The organism is Actinomycetota bacterium, assembly GCA_004297305.1.
Taxonomy (GTDB): Bacteria; Actinomycetota; Actinomycetes; order S36-B12; family FW305-bin1; genus FW305-bin1.
The window spans coordinates 1-19,915 of the sequence record SCTR01000009.1 but is presented as its reverse complement, the minus strand read 5'-3'; the positions used below and the strand labels follow the sequence as shown (position 1 = coordinate 19,915).

At 69.4% G+C, this 19,915-nt stretch carries 18 protein-coding genes and 1 tRNA gene; 8 read left to right on the top strand and 11 right to left on the bottom strand.

What is annotated here, in order from left to right; genetic code table 11:
• The first annotated feature begins 262 nt into the window (after window positions 1-262).
• From EPO13_08585 to EPO13_08570, 4 genes are all read left to right on the top strand, one after another.
• Window positions 263-1,156: a universal stress protein gene (locus EPO13_08585; GenBank protein ID TAK68838.1), complete on the top strand. Its 894-nt coding sequence runs from the start codon at window positions 263-265 to the stop codon at window positions 1,154-1,156.
• 55 nt (window positions 1,157-1,211) lie between these two features.
• The gene (locus EPO13_08580; GenBank protein ID TAK68837.1) at window positions 1,212-1,853 is read left to right on the top strand and encodes an oligoribonuclease; all 642 of its coding nucleotides are present in this window, start codon (window positions 1,212-1,214) and stop codon (window positions 1,851-1,853) included.
• On the top strand, window positions 1,853-2,308 hold the full coding sequence (locus EPO13_08575; protein ID TAK68836.1) for a hypothetical protein: 456 nt from the start codon (window positions 1,853-1,855) through the stop codon (window positions 2,306-2,308). Before EPO13_08580 ends, EPO13_08575 begins: the two co-directional genes overlap by 1 nt.
• Window positions 2,309-2,353: 45 nt before the next feature.
• Window positions 2,354-2,429, top strand: a tRNA-His gene (locus EPO13_08570).
• Between the two features lie 94 nt (window positions 2,430-2,523).
• On the opposite strand, the gene EPO13_08565 is transcribed toward EPO13_08570, so the two are convergent.
• Window positions 2,524-3,018 (bottom strand): hypothetical protein, encoded by a 495-nt coding sequence (locus EPO13_08565; protein ID TAK68835.1) that lies wholly within the window; start codon window positions 3,016-3,018, stop codon window positions 2,524-2,526.
• 304 nt (window positions 3,019-3,322) lie between these two features.
• Here EPO13_08565 and EPO13_08560 point away from each other — a divergent pair, with 304 nt between their 5' ends.
• Window positions 3,323-4,225 (top strand): glycosyl hydrolase family protein, encoded by a 903-nt coding sequence (locus tag EPO13_08560; protein TAK68834.1) that lies wholly within the window; start codon window positions 3,323-3,325, stop codon window positions 4,223-4,225.
• A gap of 93 nt (window positions 4,226-4,318) precedes the next feature.
• Here EPO13_08560 and EPO13_08555 read toward each other — a convergent pair whose 3' ends face one another.
• Both EPO13_08555 and EPO13_08550 read right to left on the bottom strand, forming a co-directional pair.
• Window positions 4,319-4,657: a hypothetical protein gene (locus EPO13_08555; protein ID TAK68833.1), complete on the bottom strand. Its 339-nt coding sequence runs from the start codon at window positions 4,655-4,657 to the stop codon at window positions 4,319-4,321.
• Between the two features lie 88 nt (window positions 4,658-4,745).
• Entirely contained in the window at window positions 4,746-6,206 is a 1,461-nt protein-coding gene (locus EPO13_08550) for an NAD(P)/FAD-dependent oxidoreductase (protein ID TAK68832.1), read from the bottom strand.
• Window positions 6,207-6,422: 216 nt separating this feature from the next.
• Here EPO13_08550 and EPO13_08545 point away from each other — a divergent pair, with 216 nt between their 5' ends.
• Window positions 6,423-7,439, top strand: a complete 1,017-nt coding sequence (locus EPO13_08545; protein ID TAK68831.1) for an LLM class F420-dependent oxidoreductase — start codon at window positions 6,423-6,425, stop codon at window positions 7,437-7,439.
• A gap of 75 nt (window positions 7,440-7,514) precedes the next feature.
• The gene (locus tag EPO13_08540; GenBank protein ID TAK68830.1) at window positions 7,515-7,808 is read left to right on the top strand and encodes a Dabb family protein; all 294 of its coding nucleotides are present in this window, start codon (window positions 7,515-7,517) and stop codon (window positions 7,806-7,808) included.
• A 34-nt stretch (window positions 7,809-7,842) separates the two neighbouring features.
• Here EPO13_08540 and EPO13_08535 read toward each other — a convergent pair whose 3' ends face one another.
• From EPO13_08535 to EPO13_08510, 6 genes are all read right to left on the bottom strand, one after another.
• Window positions 7,843-10,011, bottom strand: a complete 2,169-nt coding sequence (locus EPO13_08535) for a 3-hydroxyacyl-CoA dehydrogenase (protein ID TAK68829.1) — start codon at window positions 10,009-10,011, stop codon at window positions 7,843-7,845.
• Between the two features lie 127 nt (window positions 10,012-10,138).
• Window positions 10,139-11,353, bottom strand: a complete 1,215-nt coding sequence (locus EPO13_08530) for an acetyl-CoA C-acetyltransferase (protein TAK68828.1) — start codon at window positions 11,351-11,353, stop codon at window positions 10,139-10,141.
• A gap of 231 nt (window positions 11,354-11,584) precedes the next feature.
• Window positions 11,585-12,352: an SDR family oxidoreductase gene (locus EPO13_08525; protein TAK68827.1), complete on the bottom strand. Its 768-nt coding sequence runs from the start codon at window positions 12,350-12,352 to the stop codon at window positions 11,585-11,587.
• 89 nt (window positions 12,353-12,441) lie between these two features.
• Window positions 12,442-13,524 (bottom strand): NAD(P)-dependent oxidoreductase, encoded by a 1,083-nt coding sequence (locus EPO13_08520; protein TAK68826.1) that lies wholly within the window; start codon window positions 13,522-13,524, stop codon window positions 12,442-12,444.
• Window positions 13,525-13,644: 120 nt separating this feature from the next.
• On the bottom strand, window positions 13,645-14,925 hold the full coding sequence (locus tag EPO13_08515) for a cytochrome P450 (protein TAK68825.1): 1,281 nt from the start codon (window positions 14,923-14,925) through the stop codon (window positions 13,645-13,647).
• Window positions 14,926-14,953: 28 nt separating this feature from the next.
• On the bottom strand, window positions 14,954-16,546 hold the full coding sequence (locus tag EPO13_08510) for a hypothetical protein (protein ID TAK68824.1): 1,593 nt from the start codon (window positions 16,544-16,546) through the stop codon (window positions 14,954-14,956).
• Here EPO13_08510 and EPO13_08505 point away from each other — a divergent pair.
• Window positions 16,396-17,229, top strand: a complete 834-nt coding sequence (locus tag EPO13_08505; protein ID TAK68823.1) for a TetR/AcrR family transcriptional regulator — start codon at window positions 16,396-16,398, stop codon at window positions 17,227-17,229. The two genes, EPO13_08510 and EPO13_08505, sit on opposite strands and share 151 nt — an antisense overlap.
• 12 nt (window positions 17,230-17,241) lie before the next feature.
• Here the strand turns inward: EPO13_08505 and EPO13_08500 are convergent, their stop codons facing one another.
• Both EPO13_08500 and EPO13_08495 read right to left on the bottom strand, forming a co-directional pair.
• Window positions 17,242-18,621, bottom strand: coding sequence for an FAD-dependent oxidoreductase (locus EPO13_08500; protein ID TAK68822.1), 1,380 nt, complete (start codon window positions 18,619-18,621; stop codon window positions 17,242-17,244).
• 99 nt (window positions 18,622-18,720) lie between these two features.
• Window positions 18,721-19,884, bottom strand: coding sequence for an enoyl-CoA hydratase/isomerase family protein (locus EPO13_08495; GenBank protein TAK68821.1), 1,164 nt, complete (start codon window positions 19,882-19,884; stop codon window positions 18,721-18,723).
• Window positions 19,885-19,915: the final 31 nt, after the last annotated feature.

The following is a 19,915-nucleotide window of genomic DNA, read 5'->3' as shown; positions in this document are numbered from 1 at the left end:
CCGACGAAGCTGGGTCCGCTGTCAGCCGTGGCGGCGGTCGGGGCGACGCCGACGGCAAGAAGGCCGACGGCGAGCGCGCTGCATCCGACGGCCAAGCCCGGTCGCCAGGACCGCCACGCCATGTTCCCCACCTCCGTGGAACTGATCGGCTACGCAGGGCGCTGGGCAGTCGGCCATTCGGGTGATGGGGTCCGGCATGGAAACGACAGCGACCGGGATGCCAGGGTGAGGTCACGCCAGTCACCCGAACCGAGGGAGTCTCATGAGCGGCACGAAGAGCGGGCCCGTCGTTGTGGGAGTCGACGGGTCACCGTCGTCCGGCGCAGCCACCCGGTGGGCGGCCGACGAGGCAGCCCGGACGCATACGACGCTGCGGCTGGTCCACGCCTACCTGCCGGTCACCCCGTCAGCCGGCATGGGTATGGCCGACAGCGTGGACGTCGAGTTGGTCGACCTGGTCGCCGACGACGCCGCACGGCTTGTCGACGAGGTCCGCACCGCCGTGGCAGCCGACCATCCCGACCTGCCCATCGAGGCGATCACCGCTGTGGGTTCGGCGTCGAACGTGCTGCGAGAGCAGGCCGACCAGGCCTCCCTGGTCGTGCTGGGCAGCCGAGGCCGCGGGGGCTTCCTCGGCTTGATGCTCGGCTCGGTCAGCCGCCAGATCGCCGCCCACTCCGCGTGCCCGGTCGTCGTGGTCCGCGGCGACGGCAGCACGGCTGCCCGCCGCGTCGTCGTGGGCGTGGACGGGTCGGCGCCGTCCCGAGCCGCGCTGGGGTTCGGCTTCGCCGCGGCCAGCCGGCGCGGCTGGTCGCTGCTGGCGTTGCACGCCTGGGAGATTCCGGCGTACGACCCGGCCGTCGCCACCCTGCCGCCGGCCACCTTGGATGCCGCAGCGCTGGCCGACGAAGAACTCCGCCTCACCGCCGAAGTTCTGGCCGGCTGGCGTGAGCAGTTTCCCGACGTCGAAGTCGAGCAACGCCTGGTGCAGTCGTCGGCCGCGGGGGCGATCGTGGATGCCTCGGCGGACGCCGGCCTGGTGGTGGTCGGCAGTCGCGGCCGCGGCGGGTTCCTCGGACTCGTCCTGGGCTCGGTCAGTCACAGCGTGCTGCACCACGCCAAGTGCCCGGTCGCGGTGGTGCGCGGCGCCGACTGACCACCCCGCGTATCCGGCGCCCCGGTGACGGCCGCCCGGGCCCTACAGTGACGCCATGCCCGACCGCGAACTCGACCGGCTCGTCTGGATCGACTGTGAGATGACGGGACTGGACCTGTCCCGCGACGAGATCGTCGAGATCGCGTGCATCGTCACCGACGCCGAACTGAACGCGCTGGACGAGGGCGTCTCGGTCGTCGTGCGGCCGTCGGACACGGCGCTGGCGGGAATGGTCGAGCTGGTCCGCGATATGCACGAACAATCCGGACTGCTGCAGGAGATTCCGCACGGCATCGGTCTGGCCGATGCCGAACAGGCCGTGCTGGACTACGTCACGGGCCACGTGCCCGACCCGGGGCGGGCCCCGCTGGCCGGGTCCAGTGTCTACGTCGACCGGGGTTTCCTGGCTCGCTTCACGCCGCGGCTCGACGCGCACCTGCACTACCGGCTGGTCGACGTATCCAGCCTGAAAGAACTCGTCCGGCGTTGGTATCCGCGTGTCTACTACTCGGTGCCGCCGAAGCGAGGCAATCACCGGGCTCTTGCCGATATTCGCGATTCGATAGCAGAACTGCGCTATTACCGAGAGGCGGTCATGGTCGCCGCACCGGGGCCGTCCACCGAACAGGCCCGCGAGATCGCTGGGCGGCACACCTCGCCGGCGACTGCGGCCGAGCCGGATCGGCAGGGCGCGTGATGCAGACCGAACCGGTCGAGGTCCTGGTGGTGTCGTTCCCAGGAACTCAGGCCGACGAGCGGATCAGCGCGGCTCTGCACAGCGTGATCGGCCGCCGCGACGTCCGGCTGGTCGACCTTGCCGTCGTCCACCGCGAAGCGGACGGCACGGCGACGGTGCTCGAGGCCGACGCGGTGCCAGCCGCGCTGGGATTCACCGCGACGCCATCCGCACCGGACCAGCCCCCGTCCGGCCGCCCCGAGTTCGACCAGCCCGAGCCCGACCAGCCCATCACCGCGGAGGATGTCGCCGGGATCGTGGCCGGCCTGCAGCCGGGCCACTCGGCGGCCATCATGGTCGTCGAACACCTGTGGACCCGCGCGCTGCATCGTCTTGTCGCAGCGGCCGGCGGCACGGTGGCACTGCATACGCACGTCCATCCCGACGCAGTCGAAACGGCGATCTCGGGCGGTTAGCGTCGCCGCTACACTGCTCCAGCCGCGGCGCTGCGCGGCTGCATGGTGGGTGTAGCTCAGCTGGTAGAGCACCGGGTTGTGGTCCCGGGTGTCGCGGGTTCAAGTCCCGTCACTCACCCCACCGAGCCGGACGCCGACGGGCCCGAGCCCGTCGGCGTCCGCGCCACGACGGTCCCCATCCGTCGCAAGGCGGCGAAGCGGGCCGCCGAAGCCGATCAGATGATTCGCGAGCAGTTCGCCACCGCGGCAACGCCGGTCGCGCTGCGCTCGACCACCACCACTCCGTCGACGCGGATCCGGCAGGTGACCTTGGAGTTCGCCGACGCCTCCACCGGCCGGACCACAAGTGAGGCCAGCGACCCGGTGGTCAGCGTCCGGCGGACACCCACCGCGCCGGCGGCGTCCGTAAGCGGCAACCGCACCCGGGTGGGTACGCCGACCCCACCGTCGGCGGTCGCCAGCGTCACCTCCGCCACCGCGACATCCCCGTCCGCCTCATAGCGGACCTCGTGGAACAGCGCGGTGCTCGACACCACCGGAGTCGCGGCCGACGACGGGCGGACCCGATTCTTCTGTACCGCCCAGACCGCCAGCGCCACAGCGATCACGACCAGCACCGGACCGACCAGCGCCAGCCAGAAGCGCCAGCCGCGCCTGGACCGCTCGTCCGACGGCGGCGCGGCCGGACGAGAATCGGACTCGCTGGTCATGGCACCTCCCTGCCCCCAGCGCCGCCGACTGCCTCCCACGAGGACGACGGGCGGCACCCGCTTCGCGGGCAGACTCTAGGGAATCGCCGTTCACGTGCGGCGACTGGACCGGCACCGACGGCGCTCGACCTGCTCCGAGCGGGTCGAGCGCCCGCGGTCGGCCGGCCGAAGCAGGGAACCTTCGGCTGCCGGGCCACGTACTGTGAGGACGGGGGGGAAGCCCACCGGCGCCGCTGGCTGAGCGCTTCCGGCACAGGTCATCGCGGGATCCCGACCGACTATTGGCTGACGGAGAGGCGGTGTCGTGCCGAGGCACGCAGTCAACGACGACACCGAACCGGACAGCAGTTCGCGTCGGCGGCAACGCCTGGCCGCCGGAGCCGTCACCTTGCTGGTCGCCGGCGCTGCCACCGTCGGGGTGGTGGCGGCGGTCTCCCGCTCGGGTGCCGACCCGGACCCGTCCCCCACACAACTACAGCCCTCAGCCGGCAGTTCCGCGCAGCAGCCCGATCCGGAGCCGAGCTCGCCGCGACCTCCCGACATCGTCGACGCGTCACCGACCACCGGCGATCCAGCCGGCTGGCGGACCATCTTCTACGACGACTTCGGGCGCAACGCCCTGGCCCCGGAATGGGGTGCGTACTCCGGTCAACCCGGCGGGAACCCGTACGGCCGCTGGGAGAAGGACAACGTCGTGGTCGGCAACGGCTCCCTCGTGCTGCACAGTGAGATCGCCGGCGGCCGCATCGTCACCGGTGGCGTGTCACTGCACGACGTCGCGCAGACCTACGGCAAATGGGAAGTCCGGCTACGCGTGGCATCCAGTGCCGACATCAAGTGGGTCGCCCTGCTGTGGCCGCTGTCGGAACGCTGGCCACAGGACGGCGAAATCAATTTCGGCGAGGACGACGGCGGCAATCGCTCGGCCTACTCCGCTTTCCTGCACTGGGGAGACGTCGACACCAAGATCCAGCGAAACATGTCCGGGGTCGACATGACGCAATGGCACACCGTCGGGGTCGAATGGACTGCGGGCCGCATCGACTACCTGCTCGACGGGCAGGTCTGGACCACCATCGACGGGCCGAACGTGCCGACCAAGCCGATGTGGCTGGCATTGCAGACCGAGGCCCAGCGCTATCCGTCGACGACCACCGCGTTGGCCGATCTCGAGGTCGACTGGGTCCGGGTCTACGAGCCTGCTTGACCAGGCCTGCCGATTGATCAGGCCCACGCAGTACGTCGCAAGCCGTGATGGCGGCCGCAGCACGTGCCACGACCGCCATCACGGCTCGACGAATCAGCCTCCGACGGAAGCGAGGTAGGCGTCGCGAAGCGACGCCGGGATCGGGCCCCGCGCCGACACCGGAACACCGCTGTCGTTGGCCCAGGCACGCACCGCGGCGGCGTCGACGGCCTTGCTGCGACCACCGCGCGCCGGGCGCCCGGCCCGCACGGTCCGCTTCGCCCGCGGCGCTGCAGCGCGAGCCCGCGGCGCCTTCGTCACCGGCGCAGCCGGCGCGGCGTCGAACTTGGCGCCGAAAACAGCCTGCAGAACCGAGAGGACGTGCTTGATGTCGTCGCTCGAATCAATGGTGACCTGCACGGCGATTTGCTCCCTGATAGTTGCCGAATTCATGCGGCGCCCGGCCGGCGCACGGAGCAGAGCATAACGCCCCACACGGCACTGCGGTCAGTTTCCGCAGGCAACTGAGGAGAGTTCTGCGTCACGTCCGGCTGCCGGATCCCCATGGAGTTGCGGACGACGTCGGCCCACCCATTCGACGCAACAGCGCACCGGCGGCATGGAATCCACCCATTCCGTGAACACCGCCACCGGGCGGCGTCGAGGCCGAACAGAGGTAAGTGTTCCGGATCGGGACAACCCAGGGTTCACGGGCAGGCATCGGTCGGAACAAGAACTGTCGCCAATCGGCCGAACCGCCGGCGATGTCGCCGCCGATCAGATTCGCATTATGGGCCTGCAGCTGCGCCGGCCCCATGACGTGCCGGCCGATCACCCGCTCTGCGAAACCGGGGGCGAACCGCTCGACCTGCGCCTCGATCGCAGCTGTCATGTCCCGGGTCGAGGAGTTCGGCACATGGCAATAGGCCCAAGCGATGTGGCCGCCGCGCGGAGCTCTCGACGGATCGGCCACCGTGGGCTGGCCGAACAGGACGAACGGCCGGTCGACGTGCCGACCCTGCGCCACGGCTCGTTCGGCCGCCACGACCTGTCCGAGCGTTCCACCCAGATGCACCGTGGCGGCCGTTGCGACCCGGCTGTCGCGCCACGGCACCGGGCCGTCCAGTGCCCAGTCGACCTTGAACACGCCGGGACCGGAGCGAAACCTCCGGAGCCCTCGCGCGTACGACGCCGGCAGCAGGGGGCCCGCCAGTTCCAGCAGCTGCCGCGGGCCGACGTCGAGCACCACGGCATCGGCGTACGACAGTTCACGGACGTCGATTACCTTGCGCCCCAATGTGATCCGGCCGCCCCGGGACCGTAGCCGCGCCACAAGTGCCGCGGCCAACTGGTCCGATCCGCCCACGACCACCGGCCAGCCGACGCGATGCGCCAAGGCGGCCAGCAGAACTCCGTAGCCGCTGGTGAGCGGAGCCCCCAGGTGCAGGGCCGAATGTGCTGCCAGACCGGCGAACATCGCGCGAGCCGGCTCGCCACGCAATGCGGCAGGAGCCAGCCAGGCGGCTGGCAGAACCCCCGCCGTGCCGTACCGGAGGAGGTCGCGGTGACCGCGACGGGGAAACTGCAGCGGCGACATCAGGGCGTCGACCAGGGTGTCGCCCGCAGCGGCGGCAGAACCCACCAGGGTCCGCCAGCGAGCGCCGTCCTCACCCAGTTCCGCTGCAGTCCGCGACAGGCTGCGGTGCAGCAACCCGGCGGCAGCGCCGTCCAGCGGATGCGCCAGGGCCACTGGGGAATGCGCCCAGCGCAGGCCCTCTCGTTCCAGACCCATCCCGCGCAACACCGGCGATGCCAGCGCGAGCGGATAAACCGACGCGCAGACGTCGTGCCGGAAGCCCGGAAGCGTCAACTCGCTGGTGTGCAGGCCGCCCCCGGGCAGCGCTGCCGCTTCGATCACCTCGACGTCGAACCCGCAGTCCGCCAAGAGCACGGCGGCCACCAGCCCGTTCGGTCCGGACCCGACCACGACGACCGAACTCACCGTCACCCCCAGCAAGCAGCCCGTGCGCCGGTCGGTCCGGTGGTCACGATCGGCGCCGAACGGACCGCAGCAGCACACGCCCGGCGAGCGTGTATCCGCAACGTGCGCCGTCAGGCTAGTGCCACCCGCGGCACCGGGCACGCCCCGACCGACGACGAGCCTTCGCTAGGGTCCAAGCGGTTGAGGAAGCCGGCTGGATTCGACGGAGGGTGGCACATGACACGTGACCTGCGACTCGGGCTGCTGCTCGACCACGCTGCACCCGATCCGGCCACTTTCGTCCGGCTCGCCCGGCACGTCGAAGGCCTTGGATACCACTCCGTCTGGACCTACGAGGCCTACGGCTCCGACAGCGTCGTTCCACTGACCTGGATCGCCGCGCACACCGAACGCATCAAGCTGGGCACCGGGATCATGCAGATCCCGGCGCGCACACCGGCGATGACCGCGATGACCGCGATGACCCTGGACACCTTCTCCGACGGCCGGGCAATCCTCGGACTCGGGTTGTCCGGTCCGCAGGTAGCCGAGGGCTGGCACGGCCAGCCGTACTCGGCCCCCTTGGCGCGTACCCGGGAATACGTGGCGGCGGTCCGTCAGGTGATGGCGCGTGAGACCCCGTTGCAACTGGACGGGGAGGTCTACCAGATTCCCTATCGCGGGCCCGGCTCCACCGGCCTCGGCAAGCCACTGCGCAGCATTCTTCCGGCCCGCTCCGTACCGATCTACCTGGCCGCGCTCGGACCGCGCAACGTCTCGCTGGCGACCGACATCGCCGATGGCTGGTTGCCGCTGTTCTTCTCTCCCACCCGCTGGTCGTCAGCATTCGGCGAGATCCTGGCCGATGTCGACCTGGCCACGTTCGACGTTGCTGCGGTCGTCAAAGTCGTTCTCGACGACGACGTCGCACGAGCGCGCGACACCATCCGGCCGTGGGTGGCGCTGTACGTCGGGGGCATGGGAGCCCGCGGCCGGAACTTCTACCACGACCTCGCAGCCCGGTTCGGATTCGCCGCCGACGCCGACGCCATCCAGGACCTCTACCTGGACGGCCGGCGCGCCGAAGCGATCGCCGCTGTTCCCGACGCCCTCATCGACGAGATCGCCCTGGTGGGCCCCCGTAGCCGTATCGCCGAGCGGATCCACGCCTGGCGCGAGTCGCCGGTCACCACGCTGATCGCGAGCACCTCGGACGAGGCCGCGCTGGCCGTGCTCGCCGAGTCGCTGGGCTGACCTGTCGCTGCCAGAGACCGCGTCGCAGCGGTCAGACCCACAGCCGCGCAACCCGCCCGCGGCGGAAAGGGAGCCGTGCTCCGCCATATCGCCGTCTTCACCTGGACTCCGGAATCCACCCCAGAACAGCGCACCGCAGCAGTCGAGGCCCTGCGGTCCTTGGCGCCCATCCTGGCCGACCTCGGCACGTTCGGTGTCTGGACGGACCTCGGCTTGGGAGCCAGTACCGCGGATGCGGCGGTCATCGCGGAGTTCCCCGGCGTCGCGGAGTACCAGACGTACGCCGCTCATCCCGAGCACCAGCGGGTCCTGACTGAACTCGTCCGGCCCTACCTCGCGGCACGGGCGGCCCTGCAGGTCGAGATCTGACCCGCCGGACCGCCCGCCGTCGTGCTGGGTGGGACTAGAACTTCTCGCCGCTGGCCGCCTTGTCCAGCAACAGCTGGTTGGGCTCGAACCGCTCGCCGTGCCGAGCGGCCAACTCCTGGGCGCGTGCCACGAAGGCGGCGATGCCGCCCGGGTAACTGTTGATGAACTGCAGGACACCACCGGTCCAGACCGGGTAGCCGATGCCGGTGATCGACCCCACGTTGGCGTCGGCAGTGGCGGTGATGACACCTTCAGCCACGCAGCGGGCCGACTCGACGGCCTGGATGAACAGCATCCGGTCCTTGAGTTCGGTCAGGTCCACCTCGGCCGGGTCGCCCTTGGGCGGGAACAGTTCGGCCAGACCCGGCCACAAGGCGGTACGGCGGCCGGACTCGTCATAGTCGTAGAAGCCCTTGCCGCGCAGCCGGCCAGGGCGTCCCAACTCGACCATCTTGTCCATGACCTCTTCGCCCGGTCGCGGCGCGAACGCGGCCACATCCGAGGTGCCGGCGGCCCGCGCCTCGTTGCGCACCCGCTGCAGGAGCTCCAGGTTCAGCTCGTCGGACAGCTGCAGCGCACCGACCGGGAAGCCCGCCTGCGTGGTCGCCTGCTCGATGCTGGCGGGAGCCACGCCCTCGCCGACCATCGCCAGCGCCTCGTAGATGAACGTCGAGATCACCCGGCTGGTGAAGAATCCCCGGCTGTCGTTGACGACGATCGGAATCTTGCCGATCTGGCTGGCGAAGTCGAGAGCGCGGGCAAGGGCCTCATCGGAGGTCTCCTCGCCTCGGATGACCTCCAGCAGGGCCATCCGGTCGACCGGGGAGAAGAAGTGCAGCCCGATGAAGTCCCGCTTGCGCTGCACGCCCGCGGCCAGCGAGGTGATCGGCAGCGTCGAGGTGTTCGAGCCCAGCAACGCGTCCGCGGTCACGATGGGTTCGAGTTCGGCGAACACCTGATGCTTCAGGTCGGTGTTCTCGAACACCGCCTCGACGACGAGGTCGCAGCCGGCCAGCGCGCCGTAGTCGTCGGTGGGGGTGATCCGCGCCAGGATCTCGTCGCGCTTGGCCTCGGTGGACGTACCGCGGGCGATCGCCTTGTCCAACAGCTTGCGGGAGTAGTCCTTGCCGCGTTCGGCTGCCTCCAGCGACACGTCCTTGAGGACGACCTGCAGGCCGTTCAGGGCGCTGACGTACGCGATACCGGCGCCCATCATGCCGGCCCCGATCACCGCGACCTTGCTGGCGAGCCGTCGTTCGAAACCGGCCGGTCGCGAGCCGCCGGCCTTGATCGCGTTGGTGTCGAACCAGGTCGCCTGGATCATGTTCTTGGCGACGCGGCCACGCGCCAGGTCGACGAAGTACCGGCCCTCGATCGCCAGCGCACTGTCGACGTCGACGATCGCGCCCTCGGTTGCGGCACAGAGGATGTGGTGCGGCGCCGGCTGCGGCGCGCCCTTCCACTTCTTCGCCAGCGTCGAGATCAGCAGCGGCAGGGCACCGCCCAGATCGGGGTCGGTGGGAGTTCCGCCGGGCATCCGGTAGTCCGGCGCATCCCACGGCTGCACCGAATCCGGATGCGCCTTGATCCAGGCGCGCGCGGCCGGCAGCAACTCGGCGTCGGACGCCACGACCTCGTCGACGATGCCGATGGCGACAGCCTGCTCGGCGTCGTACCGAGCTCCCGTCAACAGGACCTTCTCCAACGCTGCCTGCAAGCCGAGCAGTCGAGTCGCCCGGACCACGCCGCCGCCGCCGGGAAGCAGTCCGAGGCCCACCTCGGGCAGACCGAACACCGCGCCCGGCTTGGTCACCGCGATGCGGTGGTGGCACGCCAGCGCGATCTCCAGGCCGCCGCCGAGCGCGGCGCCGTTCAGAGCAGCCACCACCGGGCGGCCCAGGGTCTCCAGACGCCGCAGATCAGCCTTGATCGCCTCGATGCCGGCGGCGAACTCGGCGGTGGTTTCGTCGGTGACCGCGATCAGCAGCCGCAGATCCCCGCCGGCGAAGAACGTCTTCTTGGCCGACGTCACGATGACGCCGGTGACCGACTCCTTCTCCTCGTACAGCCGGTCGACAGCGGCGCGCATGGACTCCGCGTACGCGTCGGTCATCGTGTTGGCGCGCTGCGTCGGGTCGTCCAGGGTCAACGTGACGATGCCGTCAGCGTCGGCGTCCCAACGGATCGTGGACTGCTCAGTCATGTAGCACTACTTCCTCATCGGGTCGCGCGCAGTCGCGGGCGGCATCACTCGGACATCGGCTCGGCAGGTGGCAGCCGCTGGGCGTGGCGGTGATAGGAGCTGGAACAGCGGGTCGGCCTCGGACCGATCAGAGCCGCTCGATGATGGTGGCCGCACCCATCCCGCCACCGGCGCAGAGCGTGACCAGCCCGTAGCGCTCGTCGCGCCGGGCCAACTCGTCGATGACGGTGCCGACCAGCATCGCCCCGGTCGCACCCAGCGGGTGCCCGAGTGCGATAGCGCCACCGTTGACGTTGACCTTCTCGTGCGGAACCCCGAGCTCGCTCATGAACTTGAGGACGACAGCCGCGAATGCCTCGTTGACCTCGAACAGGCCGATGTCGTCGACGGTGAGCCCGGCCTTGGCCAGCGCCTTACGGGCGGACGGGGCCGGCCCGGTGAGCATGATCGTGGGCTCGCTGCCCACGATCCCCGTAGCGACAACCCTGGCTCGTGGCGTGAGGCCCAACTCGCGACCGGCCTGCTCACTGCCCACGATGGTCAGCGCAGCACCGTCGACGATTCCCGACGAGTTGCCCGCGGTGTGAACGTGCTGGATGCGCTCGACCCAGTGGTACTTCTGCAGCGCGATCGAATCGAACCCGCCCTTGTCGCCGATACCGGCGAAGGATGCCTTGAGGCTGGCCAGTGACTCCATCGTGGTGCCGCGGCGCGGGAACTCGTCGTGATCGAGGATGACGTTGCCCGACAGGTCCCGGACCGGGACGATGGAATCGGCGAACACCCCGTTGGCGATCGCCTTCGCCGCACGGGTCTGCGACTCCACGGCGAAGGAGTCGACGTCCTCGCGGGAATATCCCTCCAGCGTGGCGATGAGGTCGGCACCGATCCCCTGCGCGACGAAACCGGTCGCGAAGGCGGTCTCCGGGTCCATCGACCACGGACCGCCGTCGGACGCCATCGGGACCCGGGACATCGACTCGACGCCACCGGCAAAGATCAGGTCGTCCCAGCCGGCGCGGACCTTCTGCGCGGCGATGTTGACCGCTTCCAGGCCCGAGGCGCAGAACCTGTTCAGCTGGAAACCGGGACCGGAGTTCACCATGCCGTTGGCGATGGCAACGGTGCGGCCCAGGTTGCCGCCCTGCTCGCCCAGCGGGGATCCGACGCCGAGGATCACGTCGTCCACCCGAGCCGGGTCGAGGCCCGGGTTGCGCCGTAGCACCTCGTTGAACAACGTGCTGATGAGAGTGATCGGCTTGGTGGCGTGCAATGACCCCGAACTCTTGCCTCGACCGCGGGGAGTCCGCACGGCCTCGTAGATGAATGCTTCAGTCGCCATGATCGACATCCTCTGGTCGGACCCGACAGTTCAGCCCGGCGCGATGGTGCGGCAGGCCGGGCCGGTGCTGCGCCAGTGCACGATACCGCGGCCTGGTTGACCAATCGCGCGCGGTCCACGGCCGGCAGTACGGCGGCCCCGCCGGATCGAGAACCGTCGGCCGGGAGCTCGCGGCCGGCAATCCGCGGCCGCCAGCTCCCGGGTTCCGAACGGACCTGCCGGAATCAGCGATCAGTACCAGAAGGCGTGACTGCCGCCGTCGACGAGGAGTTCGACCCCGGTGATGTACGACGAACGCGGCGACAACAACCAGACCACGGCCTGGGCGATCTCGCGGGGGTCACCCCAACGGCCCATCGGGGCATTGGCGACCTGCTTCTTGCCCTGCTCGGTCTGGGCGTGCGCCTCGAGCATGCGGGTGAGCGTCGCACCCGGCAGGACAGCGTTGATCCGGATGTTGTGCTTGACGTACTCACCGGCTGCGGCACGGGTCAGCCCGAGCACACCGGTCTTGGTGGCGGTGTACACCGCCATGTTCGGAATCGGGTCGACCGCCGAACCGGACGAGATGTTGACGATGGCGCCGCCGCCGCCGGCGGTCATCAGGTTGACCTCGGTCCGCATGCAGCGGAAGACGGCATCCAGATTGACCGCTGACACCGCCGACCATTCGTCGTCGGAGTACTCCCCGATCGCCTTCAGCGGGCCGTTCACTCCAGCACAGTTCACTGCCGCGTGCAGGGCCCCGAACTCCTGGTACGCCGCGGACACGAACTGTTCGGCAGCGGCCAGGTCGGCGAGGTCGGCGGCGACGGCGAGGCTCTTGGCCCCGAGCTCTTCGACCATCGCAGCCGTTTCCCGGGCGGCCTCCTCACGGACGTCACATACCGCGACGGCCGTGGCGCCTTCCTCGGCCAGCAGCAGGGCGCTCGCCCGACCGATACCGGAGCCGGCTCCGGTGACAACGGCAACCTGGCCGGCAACAAGTCCATCCGACATCGATGTACCCCTTCTCCTCACGGCCCCGGTCCCGGGAATCGGGCCCGCGAGCGCGGTCGTGGTACGGCGGGCGCCGTAGGCTGACAGTGCTAGTGCGCGCCAGCCACCGCAATCCCCTGGTCGCGGGCGAACGACGAGATCCACTGGTCGGGAGTGCGCGCCCGGAAGCCGAGTTCCGCAGCGATCGCGTCGCTGGACAGCACCGCATGGTTGTTGTGGCCCAGGTGCAGGAAGTCGTCACCAGGCCCGATCCGCGGGAGTGGACTGTCCGGCGCGATCGACCGCGCGGCATCCGCCAGCGTCTGCAGTGTCGAGGGCACGCCCGAGGACATGTGGTAGATCTCGCGCTGCAGCGCCGGGGCGAACAGCACCTGGACGAGACCGCGCGCCAGATCCTCCAGGTAGATGAAGTCGTCGATCGCGTCGCCACCCTCGGCCACCTCGACCTGCTGCCCGGACAGCACCCCCGCCAGAATCGCGTTGGTGGCGCCCCGGCGGACGCGCGTGTCGGTCGCCGGGCCGACGGTCGTGCTCGCCCGCACGATCACCGCGTCCAGGCCGTACTGGTGACTGAAATGCAGGCAGGCCTGCTCGGCCATCAGCTTCGTCAGGCCGTACGCGCTGACCGGCTGCAACGGCAGATCGTCCTCGGCGGGAAAGGCCGTGGCGCCGGGGAGGGTCCGGGGCAGGTCGCCGTACACGCCCTTGCTGCTCATCAGGACCAGCCGGCTGATCCCCGCCTCGGTCGCCGCCGCGCACAGGTTCGCCGTACCGAGGGCGTTGACCTCGACCGCACGAGGTACCGCCCACGGGTCCGCGCCGCTGCTACGCCAGGTCTGCGGCGTGGTGTTCCGGCCGGAGCTGAGATCGGCCGCCACGTGGATGACGTGAGTAACTCCGTGGTCGCGCAACACGCTGGTGACCAGAGCCGGATCGCTCACCGAGCCGTCGACGGCGACCACGTCGTCGGTCGGCGATCCGAAGACGGCTGATGCGCTCCGGCTGAAGGCGACCACGCGGTACCCGGCCTTGCCCACCTCGCTCACCACGAAACGACCGACGCCGCCGGTCGCGCCAGTGACCAGGACGGTCTGGTGGGTCGGGTTCGTCGGCTCAGCCGCCACTACTCGGACTCCTTCGTCGGTGTGGCCCGATCTTGTAGCGGTGACCATCGGGCCGCCACCGGAGTTCGGGCACTCGCTGCAGTTCAGGTCGACTCTGCAGCTCGGGACCTGGCGGCAGTCGAGACGGCAGCTGCTGACGTCCTCACTGCTGTTGCGTCCGTCAACCGTTCAGGCAGTCAGCCCCGCATCCGACGTCGCCGGCGAACGGCGGCTGAAGGTTACCGGCATGGCGATCGGTCCGGAGAACGGCTCGGTCCAGGTCTGGAACGTCGTGTCTGCGGCGAATTGCAGATCGGTGAGCGCACCGGTCAGCAGCTGTGCGCCTGACGTCATCTCCAGCCACGCCAACTGCTCCCCGATGCAGTGGTGCGGACCGGCGCCGAACACCGTGGGAAAGATCGGCAGCTTGCGATCGAGCGAGAACGTCGCCGGGGCGTCGAAGGCGGCCGGATCCCGGCCGGCCGCGAAGTTGTTGAGCAACACCGTCGTACCTGCCGGGATTCGGGTACCGCCGACGACGACGTCGACCAGCGGCACCCGGACCAGGACGAACGCCACGGGCAAGAGCCTGGTGCTCTCGTCGATGGCGGTGCGGATCTGGTCCGGCTCGGCGGCCATCTGCTCCCAGATGCCCTCGGCGATCATGAAGTACAGCGAGGAGGCCAGCTGACGTGCGGTGGTGTCACTGCCGGCAAGCAGCAGGTTGACCGTCCCCCAGACCAGTTCGTCGGGAGTGAGCCGGCCGTCGCCGGCGGCAGCGATCAGGTCGGTGAGGTAGTCCTCCCTGGGCCGGGCGGTTCGTTCGGCGAGCAGCGGGACCACGTAGTCGTGCAACGTGCCCAGGCACTTGTCGAGGCGGTCCAGATGTGGCGCGATCGGATGGGCGACGATGAACCGCAGGTCCTGCGCGGCATCGACGAAATGATCCACCTCGTCCAGCGGAATCCCGAGGACGGAACACAGCGCGCCGGGGGCGAACCGGGAGGTGAACTGCACCGCCAGGTCCGCCTCGCCGGCCTCGGCGAACTGGGCGAGCAGATGCTCACCGTGCGCGACGATGGCCTCGCGATACTCGCGGACCCGGCGTACGGCGAACGCCCGGGCGAAGATCTGCCGCACGCGGCGATGCCGTTCGGGCGACATGAACAACAGGTCGCCGTGCTCGACGAAGTGGGTCAGCAGCTCCGACCCACCCTTGGCGGCATAGTCGTGAACGTTCGGGACACGGAATCGATCGTCCTTGAACCAGTCCCGGACCAGGTCCCGGGACAAGACCTCCACACCACGATCGCTGCGAGCCAGCAGCGCTCCCTGCTGATGCAACTCGTCGACCACGGCGAACGGGTCGGTGCGGAACGCATCGAGGTCGAAGAACGGAAGTGCCTCGATCCCCTCGGTGGCCGTAGCTGGCTCCGCAGTCGCGGTCAGCAGGTGGTCAGCTTCAGTCATGTCTGCCTCCGGCAGGAACGTGCCTCAACTAGGCGTGATCTGTGCACGGACCCATCAGGGCGTCCAGGTTTCCGGCTTTGTCCAAGGAGAACGCCGCGGCCACGAGCTGTTGTCCGGCGCCGGCCGGCAGGACGTCGCGCGTGAATTCCTCGGACTTGGCCGCGAGCTCCGCGTCGGTCATCGCCGTCGACGGGTCGGCAGGGTCGCCGTGCGCGCGCTCGACGTAGCGGGTGAGGATCGCGTCGGCAGTCTCGATGCGTACCTGGACCGGCACACGACTGACGTTGAACTGCAGCCCGGCCCGCAGATCGGCGAGGAACACCTCGTTGAGATCCGGGTCGACGCGGGCGGTGACCCGTTGAGCGAAGGCGCGCATCGCCGGGTTGCCGAACGCCGCCTCACTCCACCAGGCCGGCCCGGCCGGCACGCCGTACGCGATCATCGACATCAGGTACGGCAGACTCGACATGATCTGGAACCGGTCGGTGCACTCGACCTTGGACGCCTGCCATTCGATGATCGGCCAGGGCGGGACGACCACCGTGACCGAACGGATGTCGTCCGGGCGGAGCTGGTGTTCGGCGACCAGGTCGGTGAAGGCGCCTAATGCCGTATGCATGAGCCGACTGCCGGGCCACGGCTTCAAGGAGGTCGACTCCACGGCCCACCGGCTCCCCAGGCCGTCCAGCATCACGGCCCGATCGCTGTCGGCGGCGTTCATCGCGCGGAAGAACGTCGATCCGGCGTCAAACAACCGGCCGTCGGCGCGGAAGCCGCGAGCGGCCAGCATGGCGGCGTTCACGCCGGCCTCGCCGATCGCGGCGAACATCGCGTACTTGTGCCACGGCTCGCTGTGGCCCACATAGCTCAACGCACCATGCACCGGCATGCTCACCTGGGCGATCCCGAACGCTTCGGCGATAGTCGCTGCGTCGAGGTCCAGGAGTTTGCCGACCGCGGCCGCGGCGCCGTACGACGCCCAGCTGAACCCGATCGAGTCCGCCCCCGGTGACCGCAGCAGGCCCGTCGCCGGATCGACCCGGAAGGTCGGCAGCGACATGCCGACCCGGGCCGCCAGCTCGAATCCCGTGGCCACGGCGGCGACCAGTGAGGCGCCGTCGGCGCCACTGAACTCCGCGGCGGCGATGGCCGGCATCACCACGGCCGCCGCCGAGTGCATCCACAGCGTCACTTCGTCCGCATCCAGCACGTTGGCCAGCTGCGAGTGCGCGTAGGCGGCGCTGCCGCAGGGGACTTTGGTCCCGCTGGCCAGCAACGTCGAATCGGCCCGGCCGCCCGCGCTTCGCTTGTACTCCAGCAGCAGCCGGCCCGGCGCGGTGTCCACCGCACCGATCGCGCACGACATGGTGTCCAGGATCAGCCGCTTGGTCGCGTGGACCACCGAGGCGGGCAACCGGTCACAACTGGTCGCGACGACGAACTCGGCGAGCTCGGCCGTGACCCCCGACGATGCCTGCAGCGCTGCCGTCATCGCCCCTCCTTTGGCCGGTCCGGACAGCCCTATCAGGAGCATGCCTCCGTTTAGTGCGCGAGTATCTGAGGCGCATATCCGGACTGTCAAGGCATTCGTCGTCGCGTTTCCACGACACCGAACCGGCATCCGCGCCTGTCGTGCAGCGCGCCGAGCAGCGGGGCCGGTACGGTCCTGCCGCCGGTAACAGCCACCACGGAGGACCGATGCGCGGCGATGCTGTCCGGAATCGCGACCGGATCCTGGCGATTGCCAAGAGCGACTTCACGCAACGCGGGATCAACGTCTCCCTGGAGAGCATCGCGGCGCGGGCGGGTGTGGGTATCGGGACGCTCTATCGGCGGTTTCCCACCCGCGACGACCTCGTGGTCGCCTGCTACGAGCCGGCGATCGAGGCGATAGCCCAGTACGCCGAAGACGCTCTCGCCGATCCCGATCCCTGGCAGAGTTTCGCCGAGTACCTCCATCGGATCTGCGCGATGCAGGCGGTCGACAAGGGGCTCCGTGACGTCTTCCGCACCACGTTCTCCACGGCGACGACATTGGAGGCGGCGCGGGCGCGCACGAAAGCGTCGTTCCACGAGCTTGCCCGCCGAGCGCAGGCCGCCCACGCGCTTCGCGAGGACTTCGTGGTGGAAGACATCGAACTGCTGTTGGTCGCCAACGCCTCGGTGCTCGACGTCGCCCCGCCCGATTCCACCGGGCCTGCCTCCGTGCGCTTCGTGGCGCTGATGTTGGAAGCGTTCCGGGCGGACCGGGCTCACCCGTTGCCGGCACCGCCGCAAGGCCACCTGCTGCGGCCGGTGGAGTAGCGCAGGTCCGTCCTACGACGACAGCGCCGGGTTCTGACCGGTGACCAACCGGCCGACCCGCAAGGCCAGCAGACCGGCCATGCTGAGCCCGCCGCAGTACCCCTCGTAGTAGGCGCCGCCGATGTCGGCGCCGGCAGCGACCAGACCGGCGACCGGCGAGCCATCGGCCCGCAGCACCCGGCCCTGGCCGTCGACCTGCAGTCCGCCCCACGTGTTCACGATCGCGGACTGAATTTCCATGGCGAAGAACGGACCCGGGCCCAACGGGATCCGGTTGCGCTGCCGCGGCGGTGAGGTCGGCCCACCGTGGCTGAGTTCGGCGTTGAAGCGTTCGACGGCCTGCCGCACACCCGAATAGCCCCACGGCCGTACCGCGGCGTCGAGGTCGTCCAACGTCGGCGCGACCGCGACGTGCGCCCCAGAGCGTTCCGCTTCCTCGATCCGGTCCAGCCGCACGTAGCCCATCGTCTTCTCGGGCGCGCCGCCGGCGGCGTCCGCGTCACGAATACGCTGGTCACCGACGAGCAAGGCATGGCTGTCGGTCTGCTGCACTACCAGCTGGGAGTTGCGGTAGTAACCCAACGACTCGTCGACGAATCGCGAGCCCGTGCGGTCGAGCAGGATGCCGTGCGGCGTGAGGGAAGGCTGGTAGAGCCGGACGTAGTCCGCCCGGGTGAACTCGTGGTTCAGCGGCCAGGGGACGGTGTGGCCGTAGAAGCGGTCCATCAAGGCATTCGTGGTTCCACCGACCGCCAGTCCCAGTCGCAGGCCCGCCCCGTCGCTGATCCGGTTGGCGCGCACGAGCATGTCGCGTGCGTGCGGCCCGAGGTACGTGCTGCGCAGCTGCGGATCGTTGTGGAATCCGCCGGTGGCCAGCATCGTCCACCGGGAGTTCACGACGAAGCTCCCGGCAGCGCCGTGGCCGCGAGCCCCGGTCACCCGACCGTCGTCATCAGTGGTGAGGTCGTCGATCTCGCTGTCGCAGCGCACGATGCCGCCGGCCCCGCGGACCACCGCGACGCACCGGGGGAAGTACGCGGCCACGTCGTAGGCCCGCAGCGACGTGGGATAGCCCATGACCGCCGCGATGGCCTCGTTCGCCTCGGTCACCGCGACGCCGATCGACTCGATCCATTCGATCGCGGCGTCGTAATCGCCGGCGAGCATCTCGGCGAAGACCGGATCACCGCTGGGATTCACCGCGCGCAGGTCGTCGGCGGTCATCGGGCGGAGCATGCCGCCGCCGCTCATGGCGGCCGACCCACCGACCTCGGCGGCCTTCTCCACGACCAAGACCCGGGCACCGTGCCGGGCCGCATAGGCGGCCGCGGTCAATCCGGCCATGCCGCCGCCGACGACCAAGAGGTCGACATCGAATGTCTCGCTGCTCATGCTCACCTCCGGTGATTCACCCCGCCGTGCGCCGTCCAAGCCAACAGAAAGCCGCGGTCGTACGACGGGGTTCGTCGTACGACCGCGGCTGGCCTGCTCCTACTTGCCGTAGCCGTAGAGGCTGCCGGGCTTCTTCGCCAGCGGCTTCTGCAGCCGGTTGAACTCCTCGCTGTCCTGGCCGGACTCGATCCACACGTTGAACTGCCGGTCCAGGTGCGCTGCGTTCTCCCACGCCATACCCATGCCGACACCGGCCTGGTCGGCGAACAGCCGCTTCCACCGGTCGGTGAAGGCCCGCCGCTGGAACCGCAGTGTCAGATCCGCGTACGTGGCCAGCTGGTGAGCCAGCTCGAGTGCCCGCGGCATGAGGTCGGGCAACGGCCAGATCTCGTTGACGATGCCCAGGTCACGACCTTCCTCAGCGGTGATCTTGTGACCGGTGAGCAGGAAGTACTTGCCACGCAGCTGGCCGAGCAGCTCCAGCCAGAACACGTGGTTGCCGTCCGCAGCGGGCTCGCCGTTGGGCATGTGCCCGTCACCGAAGATCGTGGTGTCGGCGGCCAGCACCATGTCAGCCAGCAGCACCAGCTCGGCATGGTGGTTGCACGGACCGTTGACCGCTCCGATCACCGGCGCGTCGATCTCCAGCATCGCCTGGAAGGTACGACGGTGCCGCTCCGCGACACGGTCGTAGTCGCTGCCGCGCTCCATCGTCTCGGTCCACTTGCCGTGGAACGGGATGAAGGAGTCCCCGGTACCGGTGATGATGACGACCCGGTTGTCGCGGTCGACCGACACCTCCCGGAACGCCGGCGACCACTCGCTGTGGTGCAGCGACCCGTACTCCGCGGGGCCGTTGTTGCTGTGGATCCGGATGACCAGGACGCCGTCCTCGTACCGCTCGAAGGCGATGGTCTCAAAGGCGTCGAAGTACGCCGGTCGTTCTGCCTGCAGCTTGTGCTCCGCCAACGTGTTTCCTCCAAAGACGACGCGCCGGTGAGGCGCGATATGTCGGTCTTGCCAGCCGGCAGGACCTACGACGGATCCGGTAGCACCCCCGAGGTGATGCTGCCGTAGCGGGCTGTCACAGCCGCACGATCCCCCGGGCGACCGAAAGCATAGAAGTAGCCGGAATCGAGCTCCGCGAAGATGCCCCGCGCGAGCTCGTAGCCGTCGGCCGCTGCGGATCGAAGTTCGGCAACACGATCCCCCGGAACCCGTGATCCCGAGCCCACCGGATCTCCGCCACCGCCGCCGGCACATCCCATTCCCAACTCACCGCCGCCATCGGAAT